At 69.1% G+C, this 14917-nt stretch carries 15 protein-coding genes and 3 tRNA genes; 9 read left to right on the top strand and 9 right to left on the bottom strand.

Going from position 1 to position 14917, the window contains the following annotated elements:
* Nucleotides 1-250 precede the first annotated feature (250 nt).
* The 4 genes from ACFW3F_RS22330 to ACFW3F_RS22315 all read right to left on the bottom strand — a co-directional run bounded on the left by ACFW3F_RS22330 (nt 251) and on the right by ACFW3F_RS22315 (nt 4044).
* The gene (locus ACFW3F_RS22330; RefSeq protein ID WP_388061327.1) at nt 251-697 is read right to left on the bottom strand and encodes an Hsp20/alpha crystallin family protein; all 447 of its coding nucleotides are present in this window, start codon (nt 695-697) and stop codon (nt 251-253) included.
* Between the two features lie 235 nt (nt 698-932).
* Entirely contained in the window at nt 933-2237 is a 1305-nt protein-coding gene (locus ACFW3F_RS22325) for a saccharopine dehydrogenase family protein (RefSeq protein ID WP_388061325.1), read from the bottom strand.
* A 57-nt stretch (nt 2238-2294) separates the two neighbouring features.
* The gene (locus ACFW3F_RS22320) at nt 2295-3374 is read right to left on the bottom strand and encodes an AbrB family transcriptional regulator (protein ID WP_388061323.1); all 1080 of its coding nucleotides are present in this window, start codon (nt 3372-3374) and stop codon (nt 2295-2297) included.
* 52 nt (nt 3375-3426) lie between these two features.
* On the bottom strand, nt 3427-4044 hold the full coding sequence (locus ACFW3F_RS22315) for a class I SAM-dependent methyltransferase (RefSeq protein ID WP_388061321.1): 618 nt from the start codon (nt 4042-4044) through the stop codon (nt 3427-3429).
* Nucleotides 4045-4131: 87 nt separating this feature from the next.
* Here ACFW3F_RS22315 and menD point away from each other — a divergent pair, with 87 nt between their 5' ends.
* Both menD and ACFW3F_RS22305 read left to right on the top strand, forming a co-directional pair.
* Nucleotides 4132-5835 (top strand): 2-succinyl-5-enolpyruvyl-6-hydroxy-3-cyclohexene-1-carboxylic-acid synthase, encoded by a 1704-nt coding sequence (gene menD, locus ACFW3F_RS22310; protein WP_388061319.1) that lies wholly within the window; start codon nt 4132-4134, stop codon nt 5833-5835.
* 69 nt (nt 5836-5904) lie between these two features.
* Nucleotides 5905-6441: a hypothetical protein gene (locus tag ACFW3F_RS22305; protein ID WP_388061317.1), complete on the top strand. Its 537-nt coding sequence runs from the start codon at nt 5905-5907 to the stop codon at nt 6439-6441.
* On the opposite strand, the gene ACFW3F_RS22300 is transcribed toward ACFW3F_RS22305, so the two are convergent.
* The gene (locus ACFW3F_RS22300; protein ID WP_388061315.1) at nt 6422-7042 is read right to left on the bottom strand and encodes a Type 1 glutamine amidotransferase-like domain-containing protein; all 621 of its coding nucleotides are present in this window, start codon (nt 7040-7042) and stop codon (nt 6422-6424) included. The genes ACFW3F_RS22305 and ACFW3F_RS22300 overlap by 20 nt on opposite strands.
* A gap of 109 nt (nt 7043-7151) precedes the next feature.
* On the opposite strand from ACFW3F_RS22300, the gene ACFW3F_RS22295 reads away from it, so the two are divergent.
* Nucleotides 7152-8312 carry a glycosyltransferase family 4 protein gene (locus tag ACFW3F_RS22295; protein ID WP_388061313.1) on the top strand — a complete coding sequence of 387 codons (1161 nt, stop codon included), beginning with the start codon at nt 7152-7154 and terminating at the stop codon, nt 8310-8312.
* 74 nt (nt 8313-8386) lie between these two features.
* A complete protein-coding gene (locus tag ACFW3F_RS22290; RefSeq protein ID WP_388061311.1) occupies nt 8387-9109 on the top strand; it encodes a demethylmenaquinone methyltransferase in 723 nt (240 codons plus the stop codon).
* Between the two features lie 6 nt (nt 9110-9115).
* Here ACFW3F_RS22290 and ACFW3F_RS22285 read toward each other — a convergent pair whose 3' ends face one another.
* Together ACFW3F_RS22285 and ACFW3F_RS22280 are read right to left on the bottom strand one after the other, a co-directional pair.
* The gene (locus tag ACFW3F_RS22285; RefSeq protein WP_388061309.1) at nt 9116-10090 is read right to left on the bottom strand and encodes an oxygenase MpaB family protein; all 975 of its coding nucleotides are present in this window, start codon (nt 10088-10090) and stop codon (nt 9116-9118) included.
* A 122-nt stretch (nt 10091-10212) separates the two neighbouring features.
* Nucleotides 10213-11472, bottom strand: coding sequence for a geranylgeranyl reductase family protein (locus ACFW3F_RS22280; protein WP_388061307.1), 1260 nt, complete (start codon nt 11470-11472; stop codon nt 10213-10215).
* Between the two features lie 118 nt (nt 11473-11590).
* Between ACFW3F_RS22280 and ACFW3F_RS22275 the strand changes: the two genes are divergently transcribed.
* Nucleotides 11591-12607, top strand: coding sequence for a polyprenyl synthetase family protein (locus ACFW3F_RS22275; RefSeq protein ID WP_388061305.1), 1017 nt, complete (start codon nt 11591-11593; stop codon nt 12605-12607).
* Nucleotides 12608-12610: 3 nt separating this feature from the next.
* On the opposite strand, the gene htpX is transcribed toward ACFW3F_RS22275, so the two are convergent.
* Nucleotides 12611-13468 (bottom strand): zinc metalloprotease HtpX, encoded by an 858-nt coding sequence (gene htpX, locus ACFW3F_RS22270; protein ID WP_388061303.1) that lies wholly within the window; start codon nt 13466-13468, stop codon nt 12611-12613.
* Nucleotides 13469-13631: 163 nt separating this feature from the next.
* Nucleotides 13632-14123, bottom strand: a complete 492-nt coding sequence (locus ACFW3F_RS22265; protein ID WP_388061301.1) for a YajQ family cyclic di-GMP-binding protein — start codon at nt 14121-14123, stop codon at nt 13632-13634.
* A 127-nt stretch (nt 14124-14250) separates the two neighbouring features.
* Here ACFW3F_RS22265 and ACFW3F_RS22260 point away from each other — a divergent pair.
* The 4 genes from ACFW3F_RS22260 (at nt 14251) to rpmG (ending at nt 14877) form a co-directional block, all read left to right on the top strand.
* A tRNA-Tyr gene (locus ACFW3F_RS22260) sits at nt 14251-14331 on the top strand.
* Nucleotides 14332-14448: 117 nt separating this feature from the next.
* Nucleotides 14449-14521 (top strand) — tRNA-Thr (locus ACFW3F_RS22255).
* 21 nt (nt 14522-14542) lie between these two features.
* A tRNA-Met gene (locus ACFW3F_RS22250) sits at nt 14543-14616 on the top strand.
* 93 nt (nt 14617-14709) lie between these two features.
* Nucleotides 14710-14877, top strand: a complete 168-nt coding sequence (gene rpmG / locus ACFW3F_RS22245; RefSeq protein WP_003929651.1) for a 50S ribosomal protein L33 — start codon at nt 14710-14712, stop codon at nt 14875-14877.
* Nucleotides 14878-14917 lie beyond the last annotated feature (40 nt).

Below are 14917 nucleotides of genomic sequence, written 5' to 3'. Positions count from 1 at the left end.
ATCGCTCCTCGCACCTCAGGGAGCAGAATGGCTGGCGCTATCGCTCCTCGCACCTCAGGGAGCAGAATGGCTGGCGCTATCGCTCCTCGCACCTCAGGGAGCAGAATGGCTGGCGCTATCGCTCCTCGCACCTCAGGGAGCAGAATGGCTGGCGCTATCGCTCCTCGCACCTCGGGGAGCAGAGCGAGCCAGCGGCTCTGTGGTTCGTTCGGACCAGGGAGCGAAATGTTGCCGTCCGCGCACGGCCGGCTTACGTGACGGTTCCGGTCTCGATGGCCTGGGGTCGGCCGGAGCTCTCCACCTCGATCCGCCGTGGCTTCGCCTTTTCGGCGACGGGGATCGTGACGGTGAGGACGCCGTTGTCGTAGCGGGCCGAGATCGACGCGCTGTCGATGGCGTCGCCCAAAGTCAGCTGACGGCGGTAGGTTCCGGAGAATCTCTCGCTGGTCAGCCACTGCACGCCCTCGTCGGACGGCGTGCTCCGCCGGGCGGACAGTGTCAGGACTCCGTTGTCGACGCTGACGTCGATGGAGCCGGGATCGGCGCCGGGTAGGTCGGCGACGAGCAGATAGTGGTCCTCGACCTTGTACAGGTCCAGAGGCATGAATCGGGGAGTGCGAGCGGTTCCGGCCGCTGAACCGGTCATCATGCCTCGGGTCCAGGCATCCATGTCGGAAAAGGGATCGAAACGAAGCACAGCAGTCACCTCCTGTTCTACAAGGCTGCTCGCCACCCGTTTGACGAGCAGTTCATCGCTGTACTGGCAACGAAGATAGCACCGGATCCCGCACTCGTCTAGCACTCTGGAGGGTAGAGTGCCAGAAATTTTCGACCCCTGGACGCGACGCCGCCCGAGCGCGAGTTCGAATGTGCCGGAGAAGATCCGGACGACATCGAACGACGTGATCGGGCGGTGTCGGGGGGAGATGGGGTCAGTCGTTGAGCTCGGTGGCGTCGATGCTGAACCCGGCGTTGCGCAGACGGTCGATGAGGGCGTCGCCCATCGCCACGGCCGTCGTCAGGACGCCGGCGCGCTTGGGCAGCCGGTCCCGGTCGAGGGCCAGCGCCAGAGCGCTCTCGGCGAGCATCACCGCGGTGGCCTTGTATCCGGGGTCGCCCTGGGCGCGCATCCGCGCGCGGTAGCGACGGCCGGTGGTGGTCCGCGTGAACGTGTCGACCACGAAATACCCGTTCTCGCGGGCTTTTTCGCTCGGCCCGTCGCCGGGCTTCGGGAGCACGCGATCGAGGACCCGACGTGTGGGACCGAAGCTCATCGCACCCATGAACGCGCCGGTGCCGACCGCGACCGCGCCGGCGAGAAGGGTCGAGACCGCGGGGACGCCGCCCACGCTCATCGTCTCCGCGTAATGGAAGTCCTTGCCATAGGCGTTGTCCAGCAGAGCATTCGAGCGCCGAACGATCCGGGTGTTGTGCGCCGCCATGAAGAAGGGGGCGAGTGTGCCGCGCAGGGACGGGTCGACCTTCTTGGCGTTGATGATGGACAGGTCACTCGGTTCGTCGGACAGGTTGACCCGTGGGACGTCGCCCGGGCCGCTCGACAGCGCCTGGGGGTTGAGCATGAGACGCCGCGACTGGGCGTTGCGGGCCTCCTCGGCGATGACCCGCATGGAGTCGATCGTCCCGCCGGAGATCCCGCCGCGGAACGACGCGACGACCAGTGTCGTGTCGGTCATCTCACCCGCGCCGTCGTCGGCGACCTTCTTGTACAGCGAGTAGGTGGTGATGTCGGACGGTACGGAGTCGAAGCCGCACGAGTGGACGATGCGGGCGCCCGAGGCGGCGGCGACGTCGTGGACCTTGTCGATGGAGTACCGCACGAACGGGACCTCGCCGGTCAGGTCGACGTAGTCGGTGCCTGCGGTGGCCGCTGCCACCACGAGGGCCTCGCCGTACTTGAGGTACGGGCCGACGGTCGTGCAGACGACCTGGGTGCGGGCGACCATTGCGTCGAGCGCCGCGGGTGACTCCGCGTCGGCGATGATCAGCGGCCAGTCGTGCGCGCGCAGCGGCAGGCGCTTGCGGGCGTCGGTCAACTTCGACTCGTTGCGTCCCGCCAGCGCGATCTTGGTGCCGATGGGCGCGTGATCGGCCAGATACCGTGCCGTGAGTTCGCCGACGAAGCCGCTGGCGCCGTACACCACGACGTCGAATTCGCGACCGTGTCCGGTGGATCGGCCGTTCGTGGATGTGGATTCGGTGTTCGATTCCCCGCTCATCTTCCCGACTTTACGTGGGACGCGGGTCACACGTAACCGCCGAGTCGTCCGGGACGGTCACGGCGACCGCCGCGCGGCGAGACGAGCGGCGAAGGGCGCCACGAACAGCATGAGCAGCACGCGCAGGATCTGGGCGGCGACGACGAAGGCGACGTTCCCCCCGGCCCCGGTGGCAGCGGCGAGCACGGCGTAGATGCCGCCCGGCGTCGTCGCGAGATAGCAGTCGAACATCGACTCCCCGGTCCACGCCGAGAGCACGACCCCCAGCAGGGCGCAGCCGGCCCCGATGACGAGGATCAGTACCAGCGCGAGTGGCAGGACACGTCCGATCGCACGCAATCGCGGGATCGTGAAACCGAGACCGGCCTGCCAACCGATCACCGCGTAGGCGACGGCGAGCAGCGCGGGGGAGACCTCGGCCGAACCTGCGATCCCGGTGAGCTCGGCCACGGTCGCCAGCGACAGCGGACCGAGCAGACCGGCAGCGGGCATGCGCATCAGCCGGCCGAGCGGAATCCCGACACCGAGGCACACCGCGAGGAGCAGCAGTCCCCAGGCCTGGTCCTGCAGGGTCTCCGCCGACCAGGCGTCTGCTCCCGGTGCGACGGCGTCCCCGTCGGCGCCGAACACGAGCGAGGCGACGAGCGGGATGGTGACCGTGACCAGCGCGACGCGCAGATACTGGATGACCGCGACCATCCGCTCGTCGCCGCCGAACTCGCGGGCCAGCGCCACCAGCCCCGACGCACCGCCGGCGACGAGTGCGAGTGAACCGGTCAGCGGGTCGACGTCGCGGTGCAGTCCGAGCAGCGCGCCGCAGGCGATCGAGATGACCAGGGTGCCGAGACCGATGACGAGCACCGGGAACCACGACGACCCGAGCCCGCTGACGGTCTCGGGTTCGGCCATGGTGCCGATGAAGACGCCGAGAACGCCCTGGGAGGCGACGAAGGCCCACCGCGGAACGATCGGGTCGTCGGGGTCGGCGTCGGCGCGGCCACGCGGAGCTCGGCCGGCGATCGCGAGGCCGCCCGCGACGACGAGACCCGCGAACAGGGCGGCGGCGTCGACGTCGAACACCTCGAGCAGAAGCGTCGCGACCACGGTGAGGAGGACCAGTACCGACCAGCGACGCACTGGGTCCACAGTAGGGCAGGACCACCCGGGAACCGCCGGCCCCCGCCCGCGGTCAGGCCGGCCGGGCGGTCCCGAGGCTCAACGCGCCGAACGGTTTCGGGACGCCCGGCTGATAGAACGCGTCGACGGGCCCGAGCGCGAAGCCGGCGGCGGTGAGCTCGGCTCGCACGTCGCGGGTGAGATGGCAGCCGCCCGCAACCCGCTTCTGGATCGGCTCGAGGCGTCGCTGCCACCGGCGGACCCCGGGGTCGGGTGCGGAGCCGTGCTCGAGGAACGCCAGGTGCCCGCCCGGGCGCAGCACCCGTCGCAGTTCGCGCAGCGCCGCCCGCACGTCGGGAATGCTGCACAACGTGAAGGTGGTGAGCGCGGCGTCGAACGAATCGTCGTCGAACGGGAGCCGCTGGCCGTCGAGCCCGGAGCGTTCGATGGGCACCCGCGAGGTGGCGACGCGATCGGCGGCCATCGACCATGCGACCGTCGACGGCTCGACCGCTGCGACCTCTGTGATGGCGGCGGGGTAGACGCCGACGTTGAGGCCCGAACCGAATCCGATCTCGATCATCCGGCCGGACAGGGGTGCGCAGGCCCGTGCTCGCAGCGGTGTCAGTGCGGCCATGCCGCAGGTTCGTTCGATGAGGTGCGGCAGGACTCGGTCGTCGTAAAAGCCCACGTGACGAGGGTAACGCCGCTCCCCGTCGCGATGTCGGGAGTCGGACTACCCAGTGGTGGGTCCCGGACCCACCACTACGCTTGTGGGATGAACCGACCGGCCCAGAACGCCCCGGGGCCCAACCCGTCCACGCTGCAGGCCCGGGTCATCGTCGACGAGATGATCCGCGGCGGTGTCCGTGAGGCCGTCCTGTGCCCGGGGTCGCGCAACGCGCCGCTCGCCTTCGCCCTGCACGCCGCCGACGCCACCGGGCGGTTGCGCCTGCACGTGCGCATCGACGAGAGGTCGGCCGGTTACCTTGCGCTCGGGCTCGCGGTGTCGTCGGGACAACCCGTGCCCATCGTGATGACGAGCGGCACGGCCGTCGCGAACATGGGGCCGGCGGTCTTCGAGGCGAACTACGCGCGGGTGCCACTCGTCGTCGTCAGTGCCAACCGGCCCTATGAGCTTCTCGGCTCCGGTGCCAACCAGACCGTCGAACAGTTCGGCATCTTCGGGACCCAGGTGCGCGCCGCGATCAGTCTCGGCCTGGCCGAACAGGATCTCGACACCAACAGCCAGTGGCGTTCGGCGGTGGGCCGCGTGCTCGCCGCGGCCCGGGGCGCGCGTACCGGCAATGCCGGCCCGGTCCAATTCGACATCCCGCTGCGTGAACCGCTCGTCCCCGACCCGGACGAGCTCGCGGGTGCCGACCCGACGACCGACCTCGGAATCTTCTCCGGTCGGCCCGGCGGGCTGCCGTGGACGCAGGCGCCCGTCGGCAAGCTCGACGTCCCGCTGCCCATCGACCTGTCCCTGGACACCGTGGTCGTGTCGGGGCACGGATCGGGCGTCCATCCCGGCCTGGCGGGCATCCCCACGGTCGCCGAGCCGACGGCGCCGCGGGCGGCGACGCCGCTGCATCCGCTCGGTCTGGCCTCGGTGCGGCCCCAGCAGGCCATCATCTGCGGCCGTCCGACGCTGCATCGCGGGGTGTCCCGCCTGCTCGCCGACCCCGAGGTCCGGGTCTACGCGTTGACCACCGGTCCGCGCTGGCCGGACGTGTCGGGCAACGTCTACGCGACCGGTACCCGCATCGAGGTCGTCGGCGAGCCGCGTGAGGATTGGCTCAAGGAGTGCGCGGCGGTCCAGGAGCGGGTGGCGTTTGCCGTCACCGCCGAACTCGACGAACCGGGCCCGGCCACCGGGCTCCACGTCGCACGGGCGGTCGGCGACGCCATTTCCGCGGGCGACCAGCTCGTCGTCGGGGCCAGCAATCCCATCCGCGACATCGCGTTGGCCGGTCGGATCGCCGACGGGGTGCGGGTCCTGTCCAACCGGGGGGTAGCCGGGATCGACGGCACCAATTCGACGGCGATCGGGGCCGCGATGGCGCTCGACCGGGACCGCGCCGGGGCGCGGACCATCGCGCTGATGGGGGACCTGACGTTCGTGCACGACGCAACCGGCCTGGTCGTCGGCCCCGGCGAACCGCGGCCGTCGTCGCTGCGGATCGTCGTCGCCAACGACGACGGGGGCGGCATCTTCGGCCTGCTCGAACAGGGCGACCCGCGGTACAACACCGGCCTGTACGCCGGGGCCTACGAGCGCGTCTTCGGGACGCCGCACCGCACCGACATCGCGTCGATGTGCGCGGGCTTCCACATCCCGCATCGCCGGGCCGGCGTCGGCGAACTGGCGGCGGTACTCGCACAAGACCCGGCCCCCGGCGGGATCGAGGTCATCGAGGTCGCCACCGACCGCGAACGGCTGCGAGCAGTGCACGCGGCCATCGCGGCTCGGCTGCGGTAGCGCGGCGCCCGTCGGCCGGGAACGGTCGGGCCGGAAGCCGCCGGATCGGTGCCCGCTAGTCTGAACGGCATGAATCCGGTGATCCAGCGACGCGTGCAGCTCGGTCTGCTGGTCGTCGGCGTCACGATCACCTTCATGGCGCTGACCCTCATCGCCGGTTGCTTCAAGAACGACTCGGCGATCGACGCCGGCAAGGCGACCGTGATGGCCGAGGTCGTGTCGGTGGACAGCCTGCACGCCGCGGTGAACTTCCAGACATCCGACGGCTCGTTCCACAGTCCCCGCTTCGGGTTGCTGTATCCGACCGAGCTGAGCGAGGGGCAGCGCATCAGCGTCGACTACGCGGTCTACAACCCCGATCTCGCCCGCCCGACCGGCCGGACCGCGGTGCTGTCGATCATCCCGGCCCTGTCGGTGGTGGTCGGGGCATGGCTCGTCGTCGGCCTGCTGATGGTCGCGGTCGCGGAGTCCAGTCGCCGATGGGCGCGACGCGATGATGCCGATGAGTCGAACGGGGACGCGGCAGATGGGGACATGGCAGACGGGGACACGGCAGACGGGGACACGGCCGAGCGGGATGAGACGGTCAGCCCGGGATCACCCTGAGGGTTCCGTCGGAGACGACGATCGCCTCGTCGTCACGCAGGAAATGCAGCCGATGGTCGTTGCCGAATCGTTTCCGCGTCGCCTCGACCGGTCCGCGACCGCCGACCGTGCCCTCCGCGTGCGGGATCACTGTGACCTCGACGAGTCCGAGACCTTCGGTCGAGGTCAGGGGCGCGGCCTCGGTGAGATCGTCCAGCAGCGCCAGGGGCGCGATGTCGGGACCCACGACCGCGGCACCCGCGCTGACCCCGATGTAGGGGAGGCCGGACCGTACCGCGTCGACGATCGCGCGGTCGGCGCCGGCCAGCCGCAGCGCACCGAGCAGGTGGAATGTGTTGCCGCCGGCGACGAAGACGGCATCCACCGCCTGGAGTGCCCGGGCGAAGGCGGCGGCACCCATGAGCTCCGGATCGAGGTCGGTGACCTGGTATCCCTGCTGCCCCAGCGTGTCCCGTTCCAGGTCGAGCCAGGCGTGATCGGGGTAGATCGACGACGCGGTGGGGACGTAGCCGATGCGGCAACCCGGCCGGGTGATCGGCGCGAGGAATGCCGGGACGGGGGTGAGCCAGCGGCTCAGCAGCAGAAGATGGGTGTTGGCCACCCCTCCATTCTCCCCCGGTGCGCGGGCAACTGACCGTTCATCCCGAATTGGGCGGGCCGACACGTCCCGGAGTGCAGGCCGGTCAGGTCGCCGGGGGACGATCGCGATCATGCGCGTCGCGATCGTCGCCGAGAGCTTCCTGCCCCAGATGAACGGGGTGGTCAACTCCGTTCTCCGGGTTGTCGACCACCTCGAGTCCACCGGGCACACCGCAGTGGTCATCGCACCCGACACCCCGCGCGGGGTGCCGGGCGGTCCGCGGCTGATCGGCCGCCGGACCCCGGTGCACCTGTTGCCCGCCGTACAGGTGCCGCGGGTGACCTCCCTGCCGGTGGGTGTGCCGTCACCCCTGCTGTACCGCACGTTGCGCGACTTCGAGCCGGATGTCGTGCACCTGGCCTCTCCGTTCGTGGTGGGTGCCGCGGGCGCGGTCGCCGCACGGGCGCTCGGCGTACCTGTCGTGGCCGTGTTCCAGACCGACGTGGCCGGATTCGCGGCGGCCTATCGACTGGGTGCGGTCGAGAAACTCGCCTGGCGGTACACGCGGCGGTTGCATGAGATGTGCGACCTCACCCTGGCGCCGTCGACGGCAACGCTGGACGTGCTCGCCGCACACGGCGTGCCGCGCCTCCGGCGGTGGGGCCGCGGGGTGGATGTCGGGCTCTACTCGCCGGACAGACGCGATGCGTCGCTGCGCGCGGACTGGCTGGGGCCGGCCGCGCGGGACGACACTCTGGTGGTCGGATTCGTCGGCCGTCTCGCGCCGGAGAAGCACGTCGAGCGGCTCGCCGGACTGTCGGGGAACCGGCGGGTCCAGCTGGTGATCGTCGGTGATGGTCCCGAGCGCGACCGGCTCGAGCGGTTGATGCCGGATGCGGTGTTCACCGGCGAACTGCGCGGTGAGGCCCTCGCGCGTGCGTATGCCAGCTTCGACGTGTTCGTGCACGCAGGCGAGCACGAGACATTCTGTCAGGCCATCCAGGAGGCGATGGCCAGCGGACTGCCCGTGATAGGCCCCGATGCGGGCGGCCCCCGCGACCTGGTGTCGGCGTTCCGCACCGGGTACCTGCTGGAGGTCGAGGGTTTCGCCGACACGCTGCCCGCGATCGTCGAGTCCCTGCACGACGAGTCGGTGCGCGCGGCGTTCGGCCGCGCCGCCGTGCAGGCCGTCCGCGCACGCACCTGGCCCGCGGTGTGCGCGGAACTGGTGGGCCACTACGCGGCTGTGACGGGTGGCGGAGTCGTGACCGAGGTGGGGCGGCTCGCCTGAGCGGCCGGGCGGGCCTGTCCGAGGCGATGCACCTCACGGCAGTCCGGCCCCGGACGCCCGGTAGCGTGATCGGCATGGCATCGACGGGCGCGACACCACCGGAACGAGCGAGTCTGGGCCGGGCGAGCCTGGAGAAGGACCCGGCCGAGGTCGCGGCCATGTTCGACGGCGTCGCCCGGCGCTACGACCTCACCAACACGGTCCTGTCGTTCGGTCGGGATCGCGGCTGGCGCAAGAAGACCCGCCGGGCACTCGACCTACACCCCGGCGACACCGTGCTGGACCTCGCGGCCGGCACCGCGGTGTCGACCGTCGAGCTGGCGTCGTCGGGTGCACACTGCATAGCCGCCGACTTCTCGCTCGGCATGCTCAAGGCCGGCGCCCACCGGACCGTGCCGAAGGTGGCCGCGGACGCCCTGTCGCTCCCGTTCGCCGACGATTCCTTCGACGCCGCGACCATCTCCTTCGGCCTGCGCAACGTCAACGACGTGCCGAAGGCGCTCGCCGAGCTCCGACGGGTGTTGAAACCCGGTGGGCGACTGGTGATCTGTGAGTTCTCGACGCCGACGCTGAAGCCGTTCCGGACCGTGTACATGGAGTACCTGATGAAGGCGCTGCCCGCCGTCGCGACCAAGGTCTCGAGCAGTCCGGAGGCGTATGTCTATCTCGCCGAGTCGATTCGGGCCTGGCCGGATCAGTTCGCGCTCGGCGACCTCATCCGCGACGCCGGATTCTCCGGCGTGCGTTGGGAGAACATGACCGGCGGCATCGCCGCGATCCACTCCGCACGGGCCTAGCGGCGCTCAGGAGTTCGCGGCACGCGGGGTCTCGGCGACGGGAACCGTGTTGTCGTGCGACACCGGGCACCCCGGCGCGAACGTGCCGAGGTCGTCGATGCGGAAACCGTCCGGGTAGCTGCGGACCTGCTTCGTCTGGCGTCCGAAGAGCGGTTCGGTTCGGGGCGCCGCGAAGAACCGGATGGCGAGTCCGCGCGCCTTGAGCCCGCCGCGGACCAGGACCCGTTCGATCGTGGTCGGCTTCGGGTACTTGAATGCATCGAGCAGCCGATCGTCCATGAGCGCGAACGACATCCGGCGCACCACCGCCCGCGGCAGCAGCTTGTACGGCATGAACGTGCCCAGCAGGTCCAGCGTGGCGTCGGCGACGGCGAGGGAGTCGGGACTGAACGCGAAGTTGGCGGTCTCGTAGTCGTCGTAGAACTTCTTGAAGTCGTCGTAGGTCTCGGGGATGTCCTTGATGCCCATCAACCGGCCGAGTCGCCGGTAGTAATTGGTGAGTCCGAGGATCTCGTGGTTGGTCAGTGAACGCCATTCGTAGGAGTTCACCCACTCGACCGGGCAGACGACGAAGGTCGCGAGCACGTAGACGAAGTCGCTGTTGGGGATGTCGTACATGCCGTGCATCTGGTTGATGCGCCGGATGCCCGCGCGGCCGGCCGGGCTGTCGACGCCGTGCTCGATCGGGGCGTCGAGGAGCAGCACCGTGTCGTCGTAGCGTTTCTGCGTCGACTCGGTGAACTGGCTGGTCCTGTAGAGGAGATCGCCGATCGACGGCACTGCGTAGGTGCGGAACAGGGCGAAGCTCAGCGCCTGGGTGATGCCCCACGGGAACTCCTGCGTGCCGAGCGCGCGGGCGATCGCGGTCGGACCGTGTACCGCGTCCATGTGGTCCATCTCGCCGCGGAGGTGGTAGCGCTGCGCCAGCCGATTCTGGACGGCGTGCTTGGCTCGGGTGGCGAGAGTGGATGCGGCGGACATCTTCCATCTCCTGGATCGAGGGGTGGCCTGATTCTTTCACAGGTGCGGCAGCGACCACACGGCTTGGAACACTACAGTCTGATTGTTCCAATGTGCCACCCGGATGGGCCTGGCCTCCGCCTTCAGGAGAACGGCGGGCGCGGATCGATCTGCCGGGAGACGCGTCCGGCGGTGCGCCAGGCGCGGGCCACGAGATCGGCGTCCTCGGCGGTGATCAGGTTGCCCATGACCCGCACCACCATGGACATCAGCTGCGGGGACCGGATGCCCGGACGCCCCAGCGTGGGGACGGTCTTGGGCATGGTGAGCAGGCCGGCGAGGCGTCGGGCGGCGGAGAATGCGAGCCCGTAGTGCTCGACGAGGACATCGTGCCACCGGTCCGTGTAGTCGTCGGTGCCGAGGAGTTCGACGGCGAGGCGGGCGGTCTCCAGTGCGTAGTCGATGCCCTCGCCGTTGAGTGGATTGACGCACGCCGCGGCGTCGCCGATCAACATCCAGTTTCGTCCGGCGACACCGGACACGGCCCCGCCCATCGGCAGCAGTGCGGAGGTGATGCGGACGGGCGGGCCGTCGAGGGCCCACTCGTCGGCCACCATCGCGGCATAGTGTTCGAGGATCGGCCGAAGTGCCATGTGCGCCGGTCGTTTCGACGTCGCGAGTGCTCCCACGCCGAGGTTGACCTGGCCACCGCCGGCCGCGCCGAGCGGGAAGACCCAACCATAGCCGGGCAGCAGTCCGCCGTCGGGTCCGCGGAGTTCGAGGTGTGACCCCATCCAGTGCGAATCGGCACGCGCGGACGGCGCGTAGGCCCGTGCCGCCACCCCATAGGCGGTGTCTCGATGCCAGTGTCGGCCGAGCGATTTACCGATTCCGGAGCGGACCCCGTCGGCGACGATGAGGTCGGTCACCCGGATGGTGTGCGAGCCCGAGGAGGTGGTGAAGGTCACCGAGTCCACCCGGTCGCCACTCATCTGGACGTCAACTGCTTTGGCGCCCTCGACCATTCGAGCTCCCGCCGACACCGCGTGGGCGCGGATGGCGTCGTCGAACTCGGTTCTCGCCACCGCGCTCCCGTAGGTCGGGAACCGGCTCGACGGCCACCGGACCTGTTGGCGGGCACCCCAACCGTTGAGCAGGAGTCCGTCGATGCGCGGACGGTCGGCGAGAAGCGAGCCCAGCCCGAGCGCGTCGAGTTCGGCGACGGCGCGCGGAGTGAGTCCGTCGCCGCACGTCTTGTCACGCGGGAAGACCGCGGCATCGGCGAGAACCACGTCCCGCCCGGCGGCGACGGCATGGGCGGCCGCCGCGGAGCCACCCGGTCCGGCGCCGACGACGAGGACGTCGGCGGAATCGGGGAAAGTAGGCGTCGTGTCCGTGCTCACCCGACCAGTATGTCCGGCCCCCCGACGGGTTAGGCTCAGCAGCAGGTGGGGTTGACGCGGCGATCGCGTGTCGCACCGACGAGAATTGCCGGATCAGACGAGATGGGGCCGCGTTTCCGTGAAGTCCACATTCGCCGGGGTTGACCTGGTGTCGGATGAGTTCGCCGATACGGTGCGCTCCTCGCTGCAGCGGGTAGAAGATCTGCTGCTCAGCGAACTCTCGTCGGGTGACGAGGTCATGACGGAGGCGGCCACCCACCTCGCGAAGGCCGGTGGCAAGCGATTCCGGCCCATGTTCGCGATCCTGGCCGCTCAGTTCGGCCCGCGCCCGGATTCCGACGACGTCATCACCTCGGCGACGGTGGTGGAGATGATCCACCTCGCCACGCTGTATCACGACGACGTCATGGACGAGGCCGCCATGCGGCGCGGCGCGGCCAGCGCCAACGCGCGTTGGACGAACAGCGTGGCCATCCTCTCGGGGGACTTCCTGTTCGCGCGTGCCTCGCGACTCGTCTCGACGCTGGGACCCGAAGCGGTGCGCATCATCGCCGAGACCTTCGCCGAACTCGTCACCGGCCAGATGCGGGAGACCGTCGGGGTCAAACCCGGCGCCGACCCCGTCGAGCACTACCTGCAGGTCGTCTGGGAGAAGACCGGCTCACTGATCGCCGCCGCCGCCCGTTTCGGGGCGATGGCGTCCGGGGCCACCCCCGACGACATCGAGCGCCTCTCGCGCATCGGCGACATCGTCGGGGTCGCCTTCCAGGTGTCCGACGACATCATCGACATCAGTTCGGTGTCGGTGGAGTCGGGCAAGACGCCGGGCACCGACCTCCGCGAAGGCGTGCACACGCTGCCGGTGCTCTATGCCGTAGCCGGAGACGACCCGACGTCGGCCCGGTTGCGCGAACTGCTGGTCGCCGACGACGGCACCGCCCGGCCGCTCACCGACGACGCCGAGGTCGCCGAGGCGATCGAGTTGCTCGGCTCGTCGGCTGGCATGACCGCCGCCCGGGCCAAGTTGCAGGAGTTCGCCGACGAGGCGCACGCGATGCTCGCCGAGCTCCCGGAGTCCGCGGCCCACCGTGCGCTGGCATCCCTGGTGGACTACACGATCGAGCGCGTCGGCTAGCGGTCAGCGGCCGTCGCGGGCCATCTCCTGCAGCCGACGGATGCGTTCGGCGGTAGGCGGGTGGGTGGCGAACATCCGGGCCATCCGGTCGGTGGCGCGGAACGGGCTCTCGATCATCAGATGTGACTGGGCCGCGATGTCCGGTTGAGGCGGCAGCGGCGCGGCCTGCACGCCGCCGGAGATCTTGGCCAGCGCAGAAGCCAGTGCGAGCGGATCCCCGGTGAGTTCGGCGCCGGACTGGTCGGCCTGGAACTCGCGCGACCGGGAGACGGCCAGCTTCACCAGGGTGGCCGCGATCGGTCCCAGCAGAGCGATGAGCAGCATCGCGAGCGGATTGGGTGAGTTGTCGCGACCCCCGAAGGCGCCCATGAACATCGCGAAGTTGGCGAGACCGCTGATGACCGCGGCCATGGCCCCGGCGATCGAGCTGATGAGGATGTCGCGGTTGTACACGTGGGACAGCTCGTGGCCCAGCACGGCGCGCAGTTCGCGCTCGTCGAGCAGTTGCAGGATGCCGGTGGTGCAGCACACCGCCGCGTTCTTGGGGTTGCGGCCCGTGGCGAACGCATTGGGTGACTCGGTGGGGGAGATGTAGAGCGCGGGCATCGGCTGGTGCGCCGTCGTCGCCAGTTCACGCACGATCCGATACATGACCGGTGCCTGGAGCTCGGTGACCGGCTGCGCGTGCATCGCCTTGAGCGACATCTTCGCGCTGTTGAAGTAGACGTAGGCGTTCATGCCGACGGCGACGACCACTGATCCCCACAGGATCAGCGGGCTCTGGAACAGCGCACCGATGCCGACGATGATCGCCGACATCAGGCCCAGCAGAGCCGCCGTCTTCAAGCCGTTGAGATGCATCGGGTCCTCGTCTGTCCGGCGCCGCGGTTCTCGGGCTCCTCAGGCCGGTCCGGGCGAACCCGGATACCGGCCGAGGAGTGCAGGCGCCCTCACCCAGTCAAACGACGCAGCGCCCGTCTGGGTTTCCGTGTGCAGATGTCGGTACGGCCGCCGGGGGCGGCGATCAGCGGTAGTTGACGAACTGCAGGGCGATACCGAAGTCCTCGCCCTTGAGCAGCGCGATCACGGCCTGCAGGTCGTCGCGCTTCTTGCTCGACACGCGCAGCTCGTCGCCCTGGATCTGCGCCTTGACGCCCTTGGGGCCCTCGTCGCGGATCTTCTTGGAGATCTTCTTGGCGTGCTCGGAGTCGATGCCCTGCACCAGCGTGCCGCTGATCTTGAAGGTCTTGCCGGAGCCGACGACCTCCCCGGCGTCGAACGCCTTGAGGGAGATGTCGCGACGGATCAGCTTTTCCTTGAAGACCTCGAGGCCGGCCTGCGCACGCTCCTCGGCGTCGGAGGTGATGACGATGTTCTCCTCGCCGGACCACTCGATGCCGGTGTTGGTGCCGCGGAAGTCATACCGCTGCGACAACTCCTTGGCAGCCTGGTTGAGGGCGTTGTCGACCTCCTGGCGGTCGATCTTGCTCACCACGTCGAACGATGAATCAGCCATGTCCGACAGGGTATGTCATGGCCATGTGAGTCCGGTTGACCAGCCGGTTTGCGCGTGGACGTGGTGTTCGTTGTATTCTTCACGGCGTTGTTCGAACGGCTGTCGCGACGGCCTGGGAGAGCGGCACGGCAGGTTGCCCGAGCGGCCAAAGGGAGCGGATTGTAAATCCGTCGCGCAAGCTACATAGGTTCGAATCCTATACCTGCCACAGCGTGGTTCATCTTCGCGAAACTGCACTACAGACGGTCGCCGACCAGCGATTTGGCTAGCGCAGACGCGAGTGTGTAACCTCGTTAAGGCTCTCGGGCACAACTGCCCGGGGCACGCCCCCTTAGCTCAGTCGGTAGAGCGTTTCCATGGTAAGGAAAAGGTCGACGGTTCGATTCCGTCAGGGGGCTCGCTGGACGACAAGTCCGCGGGGCGGTGTAGCTCAGCTGGTTAGAGCGCACGACTCATAATCGTGAGGTCGAGGGATCGAGTCCCTCCACCGCTACACATCGGGTCCGACCGGAACCGAGCGCAAGGGTCGCAAGCCCTGAGGGAACTGCCGAACCCGACCACGTACCACCCGAAAGAAGGCAATCAAGTGGCCTCCTCAACAGATGTTCGCCCCAAGATCACCTTGGCCTGCGAGGTGTGCAAGCACCGTAACTACATCACGAAGAAGAACCGCCGCAATGATCCCGATCGCCTCGAGATCAAGAAGTTCTGCCCGAACTGCGGCAAGCATCAGGCGCACAAGGAATCGCGCTGACGCTGTCGTCGGCCATTCCGGAGTACATCCAGCAGCGGGC

Source organism: Gordonia sp. NPDC058843, assembly GCF_042743165.1.
GTDB lineage: Bacteria > Actinomycetota > Actinomycetes > Mycobacteriales > Mycobacteriaceae > Gordonia.
The sequence above is the reverse complement of the archived record's forward strand: the minus strand, read 5'-3'. Positions and strand labels throughout refer to the sequence as shown.